The 17,241-nt window shown below is 51.1% G+C and carries 14 protein-coding genes; 3 read left to right on the forward strand and 11 right to left on the reverse strand.

Features of this window, described 5'->3' with window-relative positions; translation table 11 throughout:
- Positions 1-495 precede the first annotated feature (495 nt).
- Positions 496-1,086: a DNA-3-methyladenine glycosylase 2 family protein gene (locus tag F4Y39_21625; GenBank protein MYC16335.1), complete on the forward strand. Its 591-nt coding sequence runs from the start codon at positions 496-498 to the stop codon at positions 1,084-1,086.
- Positions 1,087-1,117: 31 nt separating this feature from the next.
- Entirely contained in the window at positions 1,118-2,476 is a 1,359-nt protein-coding gene (locus F4Y39_21630) for a sulfatase (GenBank protein ID MYC16336.1), read from the forward strand.
- Positions 2,477-2,478: 2 nt separating this feature from the next.
- Here the strand turns inward: F4Y39_21630 and F4Y39_21635 are convergent, their stop codons facing one another.
- From F4Y39_21635 to F4Y39_21675, 9 genes are all read right to left on the reverse strand, one after another.
- On the reverse strand, positions 2,479-3,567 hold the full coding sequence (locus F4Y39_21635) for an exo-alpha-sialidase (GenBank protein ID MYC16337.1): 1,089 nt from the start codon (positions 3,565-3,567) through the stop codon (positions 2,479-2,481).
- Positions 3,564-4,571, reverse strand: coding sequence for a Gfo/Idh/MocA family oxidoreductase (locus tag F4Y39_21640; GenBank protein MYC16338.1), 1,008 nt, complete (start codon positions 4,569-4,571; stop codon positions 3,564-3,566). The genes F4Y39_21635 and F4Y39_21640 overlap by 4 nt, the downstream gene beginning before the upstream one ends.
- Positions 4,572-4,588: 17 nt before the next feature.
- Positions 4,589-5,560 carry a D-2-hydroxyacid dehydrogenase gene (locus F4Y39_21645; GenBank protein MYC16339.1) on the reverse strand — a complete coding sequence of 324 codons (972 nt, stop codon included), beginning with the start codon at positions 5,558-5,560 and terminating at the stop codon, positions 4,589-4,591.
- Positions 5,561-5,666: 106 nt separating this feature from the next.
- Positions 5,667-6,938: a sulfatase-like hydrolase/transferase gene (locus tag F4Y39_21650; GenBank protein MYC16340.1), complete on the reverse strand. Its 1,272-nt coding sequence runs from the start codon at positions 6,936-6,938 to the stop codon at positions 5,667-5,669.
- A 21-nt stretch (positions 6,939-6,959) separates the two neighbouring features.
- Positions 6,960-7,250, reverse strand: coding sequence for a hypothetical protein (locus F4Y39_21655; protein MYC16341.1), 291 nt, complete (start codon positions 7,248-7,250; stop codon positions 6,960-6,962).
- Between the two features lie 16 nt (positions 7,251-7,266).
- Positions 7,267-8,763, reverse strand: a complete 1,497-nt coding sequence (locus F4Y39_21660) for a sulfatase (protein MYC16342.1) — start codon at positions 8,761-8,763, stop codon at positions 7,267-7,269.
- Positions 8,694-9,170, reverse strand: coding sequence for a cupin domain-containing protein (locus F4Y39_21665; protein ID MYC16343.1), 477 nt, complete (start codon positions 9,168-9,170; stop codon positions 8,694-8,696). Before F4Y39_21665 ends, F4Y39_21660 begins: the two co-directional genes overlap by 70 nt.
- Before the next feature lie 6 nt (positions 9,171-9,176).
- Positions 9,177-9,956, reverse strand: a complete 780-nt coding sequence (locus tag F4Y39_21670; protein MYC16344.1) for an SDR family oxidoreductase — start codon at positions 9,954-9,956, stop codon at positions 9,177-9,179.
- Between the two features lie 18 nt (positions 9,957-9,974).
- Positions 9,975-11,057, reverse strand: coding sequence for an alcohol dehydrogenase catalytic domain-containing protein (locus F4Y39_21675; protein ID MYC16345.1), 1,083 nt, complete (start codon positions 11,055-11,057; stop codon positions 9,975-9,977).
- Positions 11,058-11,190: 133 nt separating this feature from the next.
- Here F4Y39_21675 and F4Y39_21680 point away from each other — a divergent pair, with 133 nt between their 5' ends.
- Positions 11,191-12,459, forward strand: coding sequence for a homoserine dehydrogenase (locus F4Y39_21680; GenBank protein MYC16346.1), 1,269 nt, complete (start codon positions 11,191-11,193; stop codon positions 12,457-12,459).
- A 67-nt stretch (positions 12,460-12,526) separates the two neighbouring features.
- Here F4Y39_21680 and gyrA read toward each other — a convergent pair whose 3' ends face one another.
- Positions 12,527-15,145: a DNA gyrase subunit A gene (gyrA, locus tag F4Y39_21685; protein ID MYC16347.1), complete on the reverse strand. Its 2,619-nt coding sequence runs from the start codon at positions 15,143-15,145 to the stop codon at positions 12,527-12,529.
- An 18-nt stretch (positions 15,146-15,163) separates the two neighbouring features.
- A complete protein-coding gene (gene gyrB, locus F4Y39_21690; protein ID MYC16348.1) occupies positions 15,164-17,095 on the reverse strand; it encodes a DNA topoisomerase (ATP-hydrolyzing) subunit B in 1,932 nt (643 codons plus the stop codon).
- Positions 17,096-17,241 lie beyond the last annotated feature (146 nt).

The following is a 17,241-nucleotide window of genomic DNA, read 5'->3' on the forward strand; positions in this document are numbered from 1 at the left end:
ATCTGTACTTGATATACGATAATAATAATAACACTGTGGATTCTGTGGAAAATGCGTCAATAAAAGGAAAACTCGCTTAAAAATAGTGGGTTAAGAATGTTCCTGCCAATATGACATTGTGAATTTCTATGTGCAGAACATGTGGAAATCTGTGTGGTTTTCCACAATTTGGAATGTGGATTTCTTTTTCACACAAAAAATCCACAATCTATCCAGATTCTTTTCCACACCCAAAATCTTGTGCACAGCACTGTGCACAGAAAGCGTTTCTCTTTAAAAATCAATAACTTTTTATTTTTATCATTAAGAGATTGCAAATTGAGTTATCCACATCGGGCAAATCTATTGTTGATAGGCATCATACAGGTAAGAGGATTTTCTCTTTTTCGTTGAGGATATGTTTATATTGTTCCGTGTCGTCAGGTGTAAGCTATCTCACCATGCATACATAAATAGGAGACGGTTGAGGTGCTGACTTATGATTCTCAAAAAGCGATGCGCGCATTGTGCAAAAATGATCGCACACTCGGTCAATTAATCAAGCAGGCAGGACCAATAACCCTTGATTTGCCAAAACGATTAAACCCTTTTGATGCGCTTTTGCGGTCGATTATCTATCAACAACTCTCAGGAAAAGCGGCTGCCGCCATTCACAAACGGGTGCGCGTCCTGTTTTCTGGGGGAAATATCAACCCAAATCAAGTACTTGCGATGGATGACCAGGTGCTTCGCAATGCGGGAATGTCCCGGGCAAAAGTGGTCGCGGTAAATGATCTGGCGCAAAAAACCATAGATGGCCTGATTCCCCCGGGTTCACGCCTTCGGGAAATGTCGGATGCCGATATTGTAGAAAATCTCACACAAGTGCGCGGCATTGGAGAGTGGACTGTTCAAATGTTTCTGATGTTCCAACTCGGCAGGCCCGATGTGCTCCCGACAAAAGATTTGGGGGTGCGCAAGGGATTTATGCTCACTTATGGATTGGACGAGTTGCCAGCAGAAAAAGATATGATGGTCTATTGTGAGCGGTGGCGACCTTATCGCTCGGTGGGAAGCTGGTACATGTGGCGGGCACTTGAATTGTGAGGCTAACTTTCATGTATAAACGGAGCGGATTATGCCAAACCTGATCGTTTTATTGAGTGACCAGTTGCGCCGACAGGCTCTTGGAATTCACGGTGACCCGGATGCACGCACACCGCACCTGGACGCCTTTGCACAACAGGGTGTTCGATTTGACAATGCGTGTTCCACGTATCCGATCTGTGTGCCTTTTCGATTTACACTTATGACCGGCGAATATGCCCATGTCCGCAAAATACCGGGTATTGAATACGCAATGTCCACGGAAGAGCGCACGCTGGCAGATGAGTTTAATGAGGCGGGGTATGAAACCATTTATGTGGGCAAATGGCATCTCGATGGCGGGCACGGGCGGTTGGGATCTGCTGTGCAGGTCAACCGCACGCGGATACCGCGTTCTCGGCAGGGTCGCTGGCAAAAGTGGTACGGGTTTGAGCTGCGCAATGATCCCTTTGATACCTGTTATTTTGAGGACGACGATCCCACGCCGAAAAAAATTGAAGAGTATCAGACCGATGGCTTGTTTCAAATTGGTATGGATTATATAAAAGACCGCGTGGATGACCGTCCCTTCTGCATGGTCATTTCTGTGGAACCACCTCACGATCCTTTTGTGGCTCCCGAAGATGTGCAATCCGCATGGGAAGCGAGAGATATTGTATTACCCGAAAACTTTGATGTGGCGGATCCCACACAGCGCGAAGCGTTTATTCTCAGTCGCAAGCGCTACAATGCTATGGTTGAGAATCTGGATGCCAATGTCGGAAAGATGATGGTTTTTCTCAAGGCGGAAGGATTATTGGATGATACAGTCGTGGTCTTTTTATCTGACCACGGCGAATTGGCGGGCGCACACGGCCTGCGCGCCAAGCAATGGCCCTATGAAGAGTCTGTGGGGATTCCACTCATGGTGTGGGATTCCCGTGTGAGAGAACGCGCGGGAACGGTGATCAATGACCCGACATGCACCGAGGATTTGTTTCCAACACTGCTTGGATTGGTGGGGTTAACCCCAAAAAATGAGGTGCCGGGGACGAACTTGACACCGCTCATTCACGGGGATGTAGATGCGCTTGATCGCGAGGGTGTTTTGCTCGAATTTGTTGCGGAATTGCGGGAACGACCACCATTTTTTGATGAAGTTTGGCGGGGATTTCGGACCCGGGATTACAAATATACCGTGAAGGGCAACAATATGGGCGGCAGACCCTGGCAATTTTTTGATCTGAAAAACGATCCCGGGGAAATGAATAATCTGGTAGATGACCCCAATTACCGCGACCTGGTTGTCCACCATCATCGCTTGTTGTGCGAGCGCATGATTGAGACAGAGGATCACTTTGTCCTGCTTCCGGCGTTTGACAGTGAGGGTGTAAACGTCTGGGAAGAGTAAGTTCAGGGTTTCCAGATGGTCGCGCCGATATAGCGTTCGCCTTCGGGCGTATCATTGTAATAATAGGCTGTTACGAGTACGCCATCGGGTCTCAGAACAGTGCGCGGATACCCGATATCCGCATTGCCGCCATCTTCGCGCAGTACAATTTCCTCGCTCCAATTGGTTCCGGTCGTATCACTGATCCTCGCGCGAATACCATAAGGTGTTGCGCGATAACCGTAAGTTAGAACGACCCGTCCATCCTTCAGATGCGTCAACGTCGGCGGGTTCCCCCCCTGGCCAGAAGCCGGTACAGGCTGGCCGACATGTGTCCAGGTCAGCCCATCATCTTCGGATAAATACGTATCGATCCAGTGTTTAGACGCTGTAAATTCTCCGCGTTCCGTGCAGCGCACGGCGACAAGAATATGCCCATTACGGAGACGCAAACTTGCGGGCATGATCTGAAAACCCGCAGGCTCTTCACTCAGCCACGATAGAAATCCAAATTTGCGCCCGCCATCATAAGACCGCGCAGCAAATACGCGGCCTTCCAGCCCATTGCGCTTATTCGCCGTTAGAAATAGCGTACACCGATCCGCGCTATCTATCAGATAATCCGTTCGCGCAGCGATCCCGGTTTGCCCCCACATTGGGAGCCAGAAAGGCCCGTTCCACGACTGACATCGGTCCTGTGAATAGTACCAGAAGGAACAGACCCCTGGACCCAGGCCCGTCCTGGCACACATCAATGCGAAGTCGGGATGCGAAAAATCCACATTGCCCGGACAATCCGTCGGCCCGTGTTCTCCGTCCAGAACTTCGCCTACGCGCAATCCTTCATTCATGTGTTCATCGGCTGACAATCCGCGATTTCCCGGGGTTTTGCACGGCATGGGTGTCACGTTCCAGGTTTCGCCGCCATCCACACTTCGCGCTTGCATGTTTACAAATGGACTGTCTTTGTCTCGCGCGTGAAAACCGCCCTGGGGATCTGTATATCCCAGCGTAAATCCCAGTGCGATCTCGTCACCCCACGACCACACCCCGTAATTTGCAGGCCAACCCGCAAAACGCCCCGTTTCCCGGTACACGGTTACGTGTTTCATAATTTAACCGTACCATCTTCCAGCATGCTCAACAGTGCCGAATCATCCACGTTTAGAGGTAATTCAACTCTGCCTCGACGACGACTCGATTCATAAGTTGCAAAAATCAATTCTGTTGCTTGCAGTGCTTTGCGCCCCGAAAGTTCGGGTTCGCGTCCATTTTTCACGGCATCGACGAGGTCCAGCACAGCAACGGTTGTCGCATCGCGCTGACTCACCATGCCGCTGAGATCCACATCCACCTCCTGGGTGCCCGATACAACGCGGAGTGGGCGAGCATCGCGGCCCCCAATTTCAATGAACCCTTCGCTCCCGACCAACCGATTCGCAACGCCCTGCATCCTGGTTACACCTGTTACCAACAACCCCTCGCGGCCATTTTGATACCGAATCCACGAAATTCCGCTGCCTTCCACGGGGGTCCCAAACACCTCGCGCCCACCTTCTGCGTCGATTTGCCCGATTACCCACTCGGCGGGTTCATCGTCATTGTAAAAGAAGAACATATCGAACCAGTGCGTGCCCCAGTCGAACATGTTCGGGCAATTGCCCTCAAAACGCCGCACTTCGCCAATGGCACCAGATTTTGCAATCTCCTTTGCCTTTATAAATTGCCCGGCAAACCGCCTCTGATGACAAAATGTGATGACCACGTCGTTATCCACGCAGGCCTGATATAACGATTTTGCTTCTCCCCAGGTCGGTGCCATGGGCTTTTCTGCGTGAATCGCCTGAATCCCACTGCCCGCCGCATCTACAATCATGTCGTGATGCAATCCGGTCCAGGTACACACGCTGACAAAGTCCAGGTCTTCCTTTTCCAGCATGTCGCGGTAGTCTTCGTAGCCGTTTTCAACACCAAATTCCGCCATGTACGCCGAACGCGGTGCCTCAAACGGATCGGCACACGCTATGATCGCTACGTCGTCTGATGCGGTCCACCCGCGTGCATGCGCTTTTCCACGACCCCCACAACCGATAACACCAGCTTTAAAATTTGCCATTTTCTTTTCTCCTCTATTTATGTTTTCCAAATCGATGTCGCATCCACGACATAGCCCCTCTGGTTATCCACCACGTTTAACAGGGGTTCTCCCGCGCAGAATCGACGCACATTTTCCACAATTAATGCCTTTCTGCGCTTGTCTATTTCGGGCGAAGCACCTGCCACATGTGGCGTCAAAATTACATTTTCCATGGACCACAGGGCGTGATCTTGCGGCAGCGGTTCCTCTTCATATACATCGAGACCCGCACCGCCGATCTGCCCGGATTGCAATGCGCTGGTCAGTGCATGCAATTGGACCACTTTGCCGCGGCCGATATTGATTAGTATTCCCGTATTTTTCATCGCACGAAACATATCCGCATCGAATAACCCTTCGGTCTGTGCTGTATGCGGTACGCAAATTACCACAAAATCGGACTCCGCGACCATATCCGAAAGTTCATCTGGGGCATAAATACGCGCGATAAAATCGGGTTTTCCCTTTGGGGCTGGATCCATTCCCACCACGCGCATGCCAAATACCGGGCCTCGTTCGGCAACAGCCAGACCAATGCCTCCCAAACCGACGACGCCCAATGTCGTTCCCGCAAGGTGGATGACCGGCACGCCTTTTTCCCATTTGCTCTGGGACTGATTGCGAATATAGTGATGCAATCCGCGCGCAAATGCCATGACCATTGAAAATACATGATCGGCGATTACATCGCTGTATATCCCACGGATATTCGTCACTGTCAAATCGCTTTTTCGCAGTTCTGGAAAGTAATAGCCATCCAGCCCGGCACTCGTCGCCTGTACCCACCGCAGTTTTTTAGCTGCTTTCAAAATCTGCGGCGTCATTCCTCCAAAATACGCATCTGCATCACCAATTTCCGACAGGATGTCTTCTTCGGACTTCACCACGACTGTTTCCACACCCAGGTCGTGGATCTGCTGCATGTATTCATCTTCCAACGCCCGCTGCAATACCATTTTTATCGCCATTTTACAACCTCCAAGCGAATCAACGAATAGACGAATAGACGAATCCCGCCCAGCAACCCCACGGACGGGCGAGAGGCACTATCTCTACATTGTTCTCTGCACTGTTTTAAGACTGCCAGGGGATACTGCCGTTTTGCTGCATTTCCGTCTGCAACAACTCACCCATTTCCCGAAATGCGCCTGTTTTTGCCTGATCCGATGTTTCTTGAGGGTCATTGCCCAGATCATAGAGTTCCAGTGGTTCAAAAGGACTGTTGTGCAACAATTTGATGTTGCCGCGTCGAACAGCGTGCTGGTTTAGTCCGAGGAATGAGGGACCCCCGTCTTTTCGCACCCAGTACATCACGCGATCAGAAAAATTCTGCGTTTCTCCTCTCAGCGTTGGCAAAATAGACAGTCCTTCGATTTCATGGTTGACCGATACACCTGCTATTTCGCAGGCTGTGGGGAATAGGTCCATCAGCATGGCAACGTTATCACATACCTGGCCTTTCTCAATTCCATCTGCCCACATTGCACAGGTGGGTACCCGAATGCCGCCTTCATACATCTGTCCCTTTCCGCCTTTTAAATCACCGTTGGTTGCGCCCACATTTAGCTGTCCGCCATTGTCCGATGTGTAAATCACGAGAGTATTGGAGAGTTGTCCGGTTTGCTCAAGCGCGTCCAGGACCCGACCAATGCCCGCATCCATGTGCTCGACCAGTGCGATGTATTTCACCCGTTCGGGCGAGGCATCAGGCTCGCGCTGGCGCACCCGGTCGATCCAATCTTCTGGCGGTTGAATGGGCGTGTGTGGCGCATTATAAGCCAGATAGAGGAAGAACGGTTGTGACGAATGCGCGTGTCCGTGAATTACCTCGGTCGCCCATTCTGTAAATAGATCCGTTGCGTGTCCCCGCGGGTCAATCACCTCGAGGTCTTTCTGCATGTAATTCTGGTCGTGTCGCAAATGCGTGTAATAATCGTCCATCATGTCGCCCAGAAAACCGTGGAAATGATCAAATCCACGCTTGCACGGATGGTTCTCTGGCTCGAGGCCCAGGTGCCATTTTCCAATAATGGATGTGTGATAGTCTTTTTGTTTGAGCATTGATGGCAGTGTTATGGCATCGCGACTGAAATATCCCCAATTACTCTCGGGGTAAGTGCGAATCACGCCCGGCACGCCAACTCGATCCGGATATCGCCCGGTCATCAGTGCTGCGCGACTGGGGGAACATACGGATGAATTTGCGTAGAACTGCGTCAGGCGAATGCCGTTTTCAGCAATGCGGTCGATATTTGGCGTTTGAATATGCGGTCCTTGATGTGCCGAGATATCGCCGTAACCGTGATCATCGCCCAGGATTATCAGGATATTTGGCAAATGCGCCATGTATCATCTCCTTTAATAAAATTACATGTGTCGCAGCATTCGCCGCACGAGTTCGCGTTTTTCTGCGGGGTCTTTTGCCCAGCAGATTTCCTCAAATTGATCTTCAAATGTTCCGGGATTTTCGATTGTTCGATCCCGACTCAATTTTTGCAACTGCTCAATTTCACGAGGATCGAGTCTGTGGGACATGCGGTTTAGTGCAAATTTGAATCGTTTCGGATTCCGCAAAAAATAAGTGCCCAGATCCCGGAGCATGTCGCCGTATTTCAAGCTTTGCTCCGCAACAGTTTCCGCGAGTTTATCATTTTGCATGGCCGAACTCCTTTTATTATTCATTCGCGCGTTTTCCAATTGTATCCGCGAGGTGGTCCATCAGATCGTCGAGTGCCTGCCGCGATGCGCGATCGCGAAATGCTTTGAGCGCCGGATCGTTTGTTTCCACCATCCATTCTTCGAGCGCGTTTCTCAGAGCCTGAATTTCATCGGCGTAGTTAGGGTCGTCAATCAGGTTGTTCAGTGCATTGGGGTCGTTCTCAAAATCGTAAAATTCTTCGAGTACGCGATAGCTGAACAAATGGTTTCGCGCAGCCAATTCCGGGTCGTTGGCTTCTGCTTCTTTCATCGCCTGCCAGGACCGACCATTCTGGGATTCATTTCGAAATTCCCGTTCGCCATCGGACCAGGGGTTGAAGATATAGCCGAATCGCGTGTTTTGCACACATCGCATCGGGTAATTGCGCCACCCCGAGGTCTGGTGAAATTGCGTGAACACACGCTCGCAGCCATCCTGTTTTTCACCCCGTAATACCGGCAAACGCGATTTGCCATTGACGCCGTCCGGGATATCTACACCAATCGCATCCAGTACTGTGGGCAAATAATCTACCCCGGAAATAAAATGCTCGGTATCCACGCGCCCGGCTTGAATGACCGCGGGCCACCGCGCCAAAAAGGGTGTGCGCGTGCTGTTTAGATAACAATTTGTTTTTGCAAAGGGAAATGCCATGCCATTATCGGATAAAAACATCACGAGGGTGTTCTCCGCCACGCCCGCTTCGTCCAGCACGTCGAGCAATCGGCCCACAGTGTCATCACAGCGGCGAACAGAGTTGTAATACTCGGCAATTTCCAGACGCACTTCTGGGATATCGGGTAAAAATTCGGGAATGACCACTTCTTCTGGGTCAAATGTGCGCGAGGGTGGCACCGCTGGTGGATCGAGTTCGCTGTACCATTCGGGCTTGTCATTACCGTAGAACGGACGGTGCGGATCGTGGGAATTTGCCATGAGGAAAAATGGGTGGTCGCCATCTACGGCAGATTGAACAAAGTTTTTGGTATGTTGATAATACGCATCGGGATTTCGCCCCTGCCCCAAATCGATCTGATCATACGCCATGTCCCATTGAAATGCCGCGTATGGTGTCGAGTGTGTCACTTTGCCCAAAATGCCCACGTCATAGCCTTCACCGCGCAAGATGTCGGGTAGAATGGGTACTTCTTCGTGTCGCAAATGGTAGAAGCCCTCGCCGCCGCTGAGATGCGGATATCGCCCGGTCATCAATGCCGAGCGGCTCGGTTGGCATACTGCTATCGTCACATGTCCGTGGTTAAACCGCAGTCCTCCCGCGGCCAATCGGTCAATATTTGGGGTCGTCCCCGCTGTTGGGCAACCAAATGCCCCCACAGCATCCCAGTTCATGTCATCTGCTGTTATCAGCATGAAATTTGGTCTGTTCATATTGCTCCTTTCCTCTACTCTTCCCCATCGTAATATTCCACCTCGGTCAGGCGGCCCAATTTGCCCGGTGGGCGGATCGCCCATTTATCTGAGTCCGGATAATAGACCGGGTCACTCACGGGGTTATCGGCAATGACATAATAAATCAAATCCTCTGTCTCACTTGTGTTGCGAATCTGATGCGCGGTGCCGGGCGGCTGAACGAATGCGTCGCCTGCTCCCACCTCAAATGTATGATCATTACGGCGCACGGTGCCCTGGCCGTGGAGCACGATATAAAATTCCCACTGGACCTGGTGCGCGTGGCACGGAAAATTTGTCTTTTCCGGCGGCAATCGCACCCATTCGACTTCAAATGGTTGTCCTTTGGTCTCCAATGCTCCGGAAATATCCTTTCTATGCAAACCGTATTTGCCCGTGCGCGATAGGCGCGATGTTTCCTCTATTTCCGATTCGTTGATTTTTTCTATCACTGTGATCTTCCTCAAAATAGTTGTTCACTGGGCGTTCCATCCGCCATCTACATATAGCGATGCTCCCGTCATAAAGCTGGATGCATCGCTCGCCAAAAACAACGCTGCGCCGCGAATTTCGTGCAACTCTGCCCAGCGATTTAATGCCGTCAATTCCAATAACGATTTTACCTTCTCGGGCGTCTTTAGAAGCGGTACATTGATCTCGGTCAAAAAGGGTCCGGGACACAGGGCATTGCACCGCACATTGGACTCGGCCCACTCCAGAGCCATCGTTTTTGTCATGCCGATTAATCCCGCTTTTGACGAACAATAGGCCGAGCGCTCTCTTAACCCGACGCCGCTTAATGCCGACGCGATGTTCACCACTGAACCCGATCCCTGGGGCTTCATAACCCGGGCAGCCGCACGGCAACACAACCATACGCCAGTTAGATTGATGTCGATTACTTGCTTAAACTCGTCGAGGGGAAACTCCTCTACGGGATGCCGAATATTAATCCCCGCGCTGTTGATCAACACGTCCAGCTTGCCGTATTTCTCGATGACGGTATCAAATACCCGATCCACGTCTTTTTCACGGGTTACATCTCCAGCGAGACCGAGACTCTCTTGCCGTGTTTCTTCTGCGATCTCTGCGGCCACGCGGTCACAATCTGCCTGCGTCCGCGAGCAAATGACGGTTTTTGCACCGGCCTGCGCCAATCCCATCGCCATTGATGCGCCCAATCCTTTGGATCCCCCGGTGATTAACGCGACCTTTCCATCCAATCGAAATAAATCCATTACATATATTTCTGACATGTTTTCTCCAGTGGTCATCTATGGTCTCAATGTAACCTTTACGGACTGAGTTCCATCTGCGACGAGGTCCATACCCTTGTGAAAATCCTCAAGTGGCAATTGATGGGTTACGATCTGGTCCATTGGGAGGCGTCCCTGTTCCAGCATTCGAATGGCAATGGGATAACAATGCGGACTCAGATGGGCGCCGTGAATATTGAGTTCTTTTGTATCGCCAATAATCGTCCAATCCGTTGTCACGGGTTCGCGCATTACGCTGAATTCGACAAATGTGCCGAGTTTGCAAATCATGAGCAGTCCCTGTTCCACTGCCGAGGGATGCCCGGTCGCCTCGATGTACACATCGCAACCATAACCTTCTGTCAATTTATGGACTTCGTCAACCACATCCACCGAATTTGGATTCAGCCCCAGATCCGCCCCACACGCTCTGGCTATTTCCAGCCGTTTATCACTTAGGTCTAAGGCAATTAGCAATGCGGGATTCTTCATTCGCGCGGCAGCGACCATACCCAGGCCCAGCGGTCCCGCGCCAGCAATGACGACTGTGTGGTTTAACTGGATATTGCCGCGTTCGACCGCGTGAATCGCACAGGCGAGGGGTTCTACATACGCCGCATGCGCGGCGGGTATGGATTTTGGCACGCGATAATTCAGGGCTTTAGCAGGCAACCTGCAATATTCGGCCATTGCGCCAAAGGTCGCCTGGCGAAAGCCGTAAATATCGTGTACCATGCACATCCAGTATTGCCCGCGCAAGCAATAACGACACGCGCCGCACGGCACGATTTGCTCCGATACGGCGAGGTCGCCAATCGCCAACCCGTATTTGTCACCCGCACCGTCGCCGAGTGCAACGACCTCTCCCACAAATTCGTGCCCGGGAATAATTGGTGCCTGGCAATAGCCCTCGCGGTGGGAATCGCCCCAGAACATGGGTGCTCCCAGATAGCACTTTAAATCGCTTGCACATATACCGACCGATTGCACGCGAAGTAGAACCTCTCCCGCCTCTATCTGGGGTACTACGTATTCTTCCAGGCGATAATCTTCGGGCGCGCGGCACATGACTACGGGCATTGTTTTTGGCAGATCACCCATATCAAATCCTTTTCTTGACAAGAGAAAGTCCTTAGGATACACTTTAGCAGTTTGATAGTATAAAGAAAAACGAAAATATTTTCATCTTTAACCTTATGAGGTAAAAGTGGCAATTGGTATTGGCTTGATTGGCATGGGTGTTGTGGGCGGCGGTGTGGCCCGCATCCTTCGAGATCGGGAACGCGAATTCAAAGACGTTCGGGGTCTCGATCTCGATATTCGCAAGGTTGCTGTGCGCGATTTGTCCAAATCTCGCGCAATTGATTTGATTCCCGATTGTTTTACGACCAATCCTATGGATGTGGTCTCGGATCCGACAATTCAGATTGTGGTCGAGGTGATGGGCGGTGTTGATGCGGCTTATGATCTCGTTCTCGCGGCGCTTCAAAATGGGAAAGATGTTGTTACGGCGAACAAAGCTCTTCTTGCCGAACGCGGCGACAGCCTGTTTGAGGCTGCGGTAAAAAATAATGCAGGACTTGGCTTTGAAGCCAGTGTATGTGGTGGTATTCCCATTATCCAGACACTCAGCCAGGGTCTGGTGGCGAATAATATTCAATCGCTTTACGGCATCCTCAACGGCACGACGAACTACATCCTCACCCGTATGACAGAAGCCGGAGAGGATTTTGGTCCCATGCTCAAAGAAGCACAGGACAAAGGGTTTGCTGAAGCCGATCCCACCATGGATATCGACGGCACGGATGCAGCTCAAAAGCTCGCGCTTCTCTGTCGCCTCGCCTTCCGCCAGCGCGTCTCGTCTGGCGATATTCTCAAAGAGGGCATCTCTCACATTACCGCATTGGATATCGATTTTGCCCGCGAACTCGGTTATACCATCAAATTGCTCGGCATAGCCCGCGTGGTGGGAAATCGCATTGAGGTGCGCGTGCATCCCGCCTTTGTGCCTCACGATGCACTCCTGGCCGATATTCGCAATGAATTTAACGCTGTGGAAATTGTCGGCAGTGCGGTTGACGCCCAGGTCTTTTACGGCAAAGGCGCCGGTGAATTGCCCACAGCCAGCGCGGTGGTCGCCGATCTGGTCGCCATTGCCGAACGGCGCAAAGCCGGTCTTGGTCCCGCGGGAGCACCACTTGCTCCGCTACCCGAGGCGGACCTCGTTCCCACCGGCGATATTCAGACTGGCAGCTATTGTCGGCTTACCGTTTACGACAAACCCGGGGTTCTGGCACAGGTTGCAGCGCTCTTTGCCGGTGAAGATATCAGCATAGAAACGGTCATCCAGCACGGGCGCTCGGAAACAGAAGGTGGCACGGTTCCCCTGATCATGATCACGCACGATGCTCCCGAATCCGCGATGCAACGCGCCATCGTGCGCATCGGGAATTTGTCCGCTGTGACAGAAAAACCGCAGATTATTCGGATTTTGCATCCGTGAGGGGATGTGAAAACAAAAAAGCGGCAGAGAATTTTCTCTGCCGCTTCGGATCAAAAGATTGTGTTGTTCACTTCCATCCTGTTCGCTTTTGTACCTCGCGCCATAATGCCTTCATCGTTCCGTTTTCCTCAGCCGTGTTCTCATCTCCAGTTTCACTTACTTCTTCAGATGTTGCATCCATCGCGGTTTCGCCTTCTTCTTCCTCGTCTTGATTGATCACCTGTGCCACATCAATTACCTGATCGCCGTCATCCGGATTGATCAATCGGACGCCTTGTGCATTGCGCCCAATCACGCTCACGTCCGCTACTTTCTGTCGGATCAAGATGCCGTTCTGCGTCACAATCACCATATCGTCGCGGCTGTCTTCCATCACGCCCATCATTGATACCACAGGACCATTGCGATCTGTGGTCTTGATGTTGATCACGCCTTTTACACCCCGATTTGTCAGGCGATAATCCGAAACCGGTGTGCGCTTGCCATATCCATTGGCACATACCGTCAATAAATGAGACTGCTCTAACTCTTCAGGTCTAACGACGACCATGCCTACCACGACATCATCGCCTTGCAAGGACACGCCGCGCACACCCTGTGAGTTGCGCCCCATAGCCCGCACTTTGTTTTCGTCAAAGTACACAGCTTGTCCGTTCTTTGTGGCAATGATAACCTGGTCGTCACCCCCTGTAACCGCGGCTTTGATTAGCTGATCGTCTTCCCGGACATTCATTGCAATAATGCCACCCTTGCGCGGGCGACTATAAGCCGATAGCGCGGTCTTTTTTGTTAGCCCCTTTCGGGTTATAGACAGCAGATAGCGATCTTCATCAAATTCGCGCACTGGCACGACTTCGGCGACCTTATGCCCAAAGGGGATATCCACGACATTGACAATGGGCCGACCGCGCGCTTGACGCGTACCCCGCGGAATTTCATGCACTTTTAGCCACACACAGTGCCCGCGGTCTGTCAATACGAGGATATAACTGTGCGTGGAAGCCACGAACAAGCTTTCTACAAAATCTTCATCTTTTGTTCGCATACCCGTGATTCCGCGTCCGCCCCGGTTTTGTGCGCGATAGGTGGATACTGGAATGCGTTTGATGTATCCATTGTGAGAAATTGTAATGACCATATCCTCTTCGTGGATCAAATCTTCAATACTGAACTCAGAGGCCGCGAACACGATTTCTGACCGCCGATCGTCGCCGTATTTTTCGCGCATCACACCCAATTCGTCTTTGACTATTTGCATGCGCGATTCTCGGTTGTCCAGAATAGAGCGCAATCGTTCAATCTCCTGCACCAGGTCGGAGTATTCGTCTTCTATCTTTTGTTGCTCCATGTTGGTCAATCGCTGCAATGTCATGGACAGAATGGCCTGTACCTGGCGTTCAGACAATTGGTGTTGTTCTTCGGTCGATTGGAGTTGTCCTCTAGACAATTTGAGTTGTGTCAACGCACGCCGCGCTTCGTTGGTATCTTTTGACCCGCGGATAATGCGGATTACTTCGTCGATGTTGTCCTGGGCGAGTATTAATCCTTCCAGGATATGTGCGCGGTCTTCAGCGACTCGCAGTTCGTATTCTGTGCGTCGCTTTACGACATCGTGGCGGTGGTCGATATAGCACTGTAACATGTGTTTCAAGGTCACTTGTTGCGGCCGGCCGTTGACCAGCGCAACCATATTGGCCGCAAATGTCGATTCCAATTGGGTATTTTTGTAGAGTTGGTTCAAGATCACGTCCCCGACCACATCGCGTTTGAGTTCCACCACGATGCGCAGTCCATCGCGGTCGGATTCATCCTGAATATTTGAAATCCCTTCAATGCGTTTTTCGCGCACCAGATCCGCCATTTTTTCCAATAGCGTTGTCTTGTTCACCATATAGGGGATTTCTGTGATGATAATGGTTTCTCGACCAGTTTTGTCTTCTTCTATATCGGCTTTTGCCCGGATCCGCAGATGTCCGCGTCCCGTCTGATAGGCGTCTAAAACGCCACCTATACCATAAATGATGCCACCGGTTGGAAAGTCGGGTGCTTTGATATATTCCATCAATTCAGCGATATTCAATTCGGGATTATCGATCAATGCGACAAGGCCATCGGCGACCTCCTGCAAATTGTGCGGTGGGATTGCCGTCGCCATTGTCGTGGCAATTCCCACAGCACCGTTGCAAACCATGTTTGGAAACGCAGAAGGCAATACTTTGGGTTCTTCCAGGCGCTCGTCGTAGTTGGGGCGATAATCAACGGTCTCTTTCTCGAGATCGTTCAACATTTCTTGCCCCGGTCCGGCCATACGCGCTTCTGTGTAGCGCATTGCAGCGGGTGGATACCCGTCGATGGAGCCAAAATTACCCTGTCCATCTACAAGTGGATAACGCAATTTAAAATCCTGCGCCAGATGCACCAGCGTTGGATAGACAATGTCTTCACCGTGCGGATGATAATTGCCCGAGGCATGACCGGCAATATGAGCGCATTTTCGATGCTGTCGGTTTGCGCCCAGGCCGAGGTCATTCATCGCCACCAAAATGCGTCTTTGCGATGGCTTCATCCCATCGCGCACATCCGGCAATGCGCGATTGACCAGTGTGCTCATCGAATAATCGAGCATGGACTTCTTCAACTCATCGCCAATTTCAACAGGGATCACCCGCGATCGTTCTATCATCATTGTCTCATCGTCTCCTTTTTAAGGTCCCGACACATCCAATTCCGCTTCCAGTGCGTGTTCTTCGACGTACTTTCGCCTGGGCGCAACGTCATCACCCATAAACATTGAAAATGCGTGCTCGGCTTCCATCGTATCTTCTTCTGTAACGATTAACACCGTGCGCGTTTCGGGATTCATGGTGGTTTCCCACAATTGTTCGGGGTTCATTTCCCCCAAACCTTTGTAGCGCTGAACCGTCACGCCTCTTCCCTCTTCGCCCAATTCTTCCAATATTCGGTCTCGCTCGGCATCGTCATAGGCATAGCGTTCTGTGCGCCCTTTTTTGACCAGATATAAGGGCGGTTGTGCGATGTACACGCGTCCATCCAAAATCATCGGACGCATATAGCGAAAGAAAAACGTGAGCAACAAAGAGCGAATATGCGAGCCATCCACATCGGCATCTGCCATGATGATAATTTTACCGTAGCGCAGTTTTTCCACGTCGAAGTCTTCCCCAACACCTGCACCGAGTCCCAAAATAACGGGTTGCAACTTGTCGTTGCCCAATACCCGGTCCAGCCGCGTTTTTTCCACATTTAGCAACTTGCCCCACATCGGTAATATCGCCTGAAATGCGCGATTGCGTCCCTGCGCTGCCGAACCGCCGGCCGAGTCACCTTCCACGAGAAAAATTTCTGTTTCTTCTTTGTTTTTCGAAGAACAATCCAATAACTTACCGGGCAGGCCACCGCCTTCGAGTACGCCTTTGCGGCGCACGAGTTCGCGTGCTTTGCGCGCAGCTTCTCGCGCCCGAGCCGCATCAACGGCTTTTTGCAAAATCCTTTTTACCATATTGGGATTTTCTTCAAAGCACTCGCCCAGTTTTTCTCCCACCAGCGATTCAACAATGCCGCGCACTTCGCTGTTGCCCAGTTTCCTTTTGGTCTGACCTTCAAACTGCGGTTCGGGCACTTTCACACTGACCACAGCGGTGAGTCCTTCACGGGTATCTTCGCCTGAAAGCGCAAATTTTTCATTTTTAAACACATTGTTTTTGTTGCCATAAGTATTTAATGTCCGCGTAAGTGCTGTTCTGAATCCGGTTTCGTGTGTTCCTCCTTCGAGCGTGTGGATGTTGTTGACGTAGCTCAAAATATTTTGCTGGTAGGAATCGTTGTACTGAAATGCCACTTCGGTAACCACGCCGTCGCGTTCACCTTCAAAATGCACGGGTTCATGGAGTGCTGAACGCCCCTCATCCATATATTCCACAAAGGCTTGCAGGCCGCCGTCATAGTGAAAAATTTCTTCATAATCGTCGCGCAGATCTTTTAACGCGATGGTGAGTCCGCGGTTCAAAAATGCCAGTTCGCGCAAGCGATGCGCCACAATTTCCTGGCTGTATTCAACGGTTTCGAAAATTTCATCGTCTGGCTTAAATGTGGTCTTGGTCCCAGTGTTTGATCCCGCACCAATATCCTCTACTTCTGTAACGGGTACACCGCGTTCATAACGCTGTGAATACACCCGCCCTTCAGGGTCAATGAGTTTGGAACACACTTCAACTTCACACCATTTTGACAGGCCATTCATCACAGAGACCCCCACGCCGTGGAGGCCTCCCGAAACCGCGTAATTTTTTTTGTCAAATTTGCCCCCCGCATGCAGCACAGTCATGACGACTTCCAGGGCAGAACGGTTTTCTTCTGGATGTTGATCCACGGGAATACCACGGCCATTGTCCGTTACTGTAACTGATCCATTTTCATTGAGAAAAACTTCGATGCGGTCGCAATGCCCCCCCATGGCTTCGTCAATGCTGTTGTCAACGACTTCCCAGATCAAATGGTGCAGACCATTAACACCAGTATCGCCAATGTACATTGCCGGGCGTTTTTGCACTGCTTCAAGCCCCTTGAGAACTTGAATATCATCAGCGGTATAACCATTTTCAACTGCATCTGCCATATATGACTCCTGTGTGAGCGAATAGACGAATCAGCGAATAGACGAATCCCGCCCCGCCACCCAACTGCTATCGTTGATGAACTGGCCTGGGAACTGGCGCAGTTGTACATCACTCGTTGTGTACCATGAATTTTTGGGACATTTAC

Source organism: Gemmatimonadota bacterium, from assembly GCA_009838845.1.
Taxonomy (GTDB): domain Bacteria; phylum Latescibacterota; class UBA2968; order UBA2968; family UBA2968; genus VXRD01.